The following is a 1705-nucleotide window of genomic DNA, read 5'->3' on the forward strand; positions in this document are numbered from 1 at the left end:
GGGCCGCGGCCGCGGGCACCGTGTCGGCCGCGTCGTTCGCCGGCGCCTACGGCAACCGCGTCGACCTCGACCACGGCGACGCCGTCACCGGGTACGCCCACCTGTCGGTCGTGGACGTGGCTCCCGGGCAGCGTGTCGCCGCTGGTGACGTCGTGGGCCGGGTGGGCTCGACCGGGTCGTCGACCGGCTGCCACCTGCACCTCATGCTGCTGGTCGGCGGACGCCCCACCGACCCGCTCGGCTGAGCCCTACGCGCGCGGGTGCGCCTGCCGGTAGGCCTGGCGAAGCCGCTCGGTGCTGACGTGCGTGTAGATCTGGGTCGTGGCCATGGACGAGTGGCCGAGCATCTCCTGCACGCTGCGCAGGTCCGCGCCGCCCTCCAGCAGGTGGGTGGCGGCGCTGTGCCGCAGCCCGTGCGGGCCGAGGTCGGGCGCGTCCTCCACGAGCCGCAGGCGCTCGTGCACGACACGACGGACGGCACGCACGTCGATCCGCCCACCGCGGGCCCCCAGGAACAGCGCGGCGCCGGACGCGGTCGTGGCCAACGCGGGGCGGCCCCGGCGGACCCAGTCGTCCAGGGCGTCGGCCGCGGGTCCGCCGAACGGCACCACTCGTTCCTTGCTCCCTTGCCGAGCACCCGCACGACGTGGCGCTCGCGGTCGACGTCGTCCACGTCGAGGCCGGCGAGCTCGGCGACCCGGATGCCCGTGGCGTAGAGCAGCTCCAGCAGCGCGAGGTCGCGCAGCCCGACCGGGCCCTCGTCGGCGAGCCCCTCGGTGACCCGTTCGAGCATCGTCTCGACCTCGTCGCGGCGCAGCGTCGGCGGCAGCGGACGGTGCGGCCGCGGACTGGCCAGCAGCGCTCCGGCGTCCTGATCGGCCCGGCCGGTGCGGACGAGCCAGGCGGTGAAGACCCGGGCGGAGGTGGCGCGACGCGCCAGCGTCGTGCGGGGCCTTGCCGCGGGTCTGCTGGTTGGCCAGGTGGCTGCGCAGGGTGCGCAGCGTGAGGTCGGCCGGGTCGTCCACGTGCAGCAGCCGCGCGTGCTCGGCCAGGGCCTGCAGGTCGGTCACGTAGGCGCGCACGGAGTGCTCGGACAGGCCCCGCTCGTGGCGCAGGTGGTGGGCGTAGACGTCCAGCACCTCGTCCCAGGCGTCGCGCGGCTCGTCCACCGGGCCAGTGTCGCCGTCCGGGAGGCGGGGACCGGTGCCGACGCGCCGGTCAGGCCAGGTCGGCCCGCCGCACCAGCGTCCAGACGTCGCCCAGCCGCTGGGCGTACCCGGCGCTCGGCGAGGCGGCCCCAGGTGCTCGTGCGCCTCGGCGCCCGACACCCCGACCCGCGTCGCGACCTGGGGGGACGGTGAGCGGCTCGGTCCAGCTGAGCCCGTCGAGCGTGCGGGCCGTGCCGGGGTCGAGCCGGTCGTAGTCAGTCGTCGGACGGACCGCCTCCGGGGCCGGCTCGGCGCCGATGCCACCCAGCGACTCCAGCACGTCGGCCGGACCGGTGACGAGCTCGGCCTCGCCCGCTCGCAGCGCCAGGTGCACGCCCTCGGACATCTGCGAGGAGACCGGCCCCGGCGTGCCCATGGTCGTGCGGCCGAGCCGGTCGGCCCAGTGCAGCGTGTTGAGCGAGCCGCTGCGGCCGCGGCCTCGACGACGAGCGTGCCGGCGGCCCAGGGCGGCGATGAGCCGGTTGCGGGACAGGAAG

At 76.5% G+C, this 1705-nt stretch carries 2 protein-coding genes and 2 pseudogenes; 1 reads left to right on the forward strand and 3 read right to left on the reverse strand.

The window, feature by feature from the left end:
* A partial coding sequence (locus AC2W7G_RS15525) for a M23 family metallopeptidase (RefSeq protein WP_485869232.1) occupies window positions 1-245 on the forward strand: 245 nt, incomplete at its 5' end.
* Between the two features lie 3 nt (window positions 246-248).
* On the opposite strand, the pseudogene AC2W7G_RS15530 reads toward AC2W7G_RS15525, so the two are convergent.
* From AC2W7G_RS15530 to AC2W7G_RS15540, 3 genes and pseudogenes are all read right to left on the reverse strand, one after another.
* Window positions 249-793 (reverse strand): annotated as a pseudogene (locus tag AC2W7G_RS15530) (tyrosine-type recombinase/integrase).
* A 223-nt stretch (window positions 794-1016) separates the two neighbouring features.
* Window positions 1017-1328: pseudogene (locus tag AC2W7G_RS15535) on the reverse strand (site-specific integrase); the annotation flags it as partial.
* A partial coding sequence (locus AC2W7G_RS15540; protein ID WP_485869233.1) for a DNA-processing protein DprA occupies window positions 1219-1705 on the reverse strand: 487 nt, incomplete at its 5' end. The gene AC2W7G_RS15540 and the pseudogene AC2W7G_RS15535, both read right to left, overlap by 110 nt.

The organism is Aeromicrobium sp. PFPM2_SD2 (assembly GCF_057364525.1).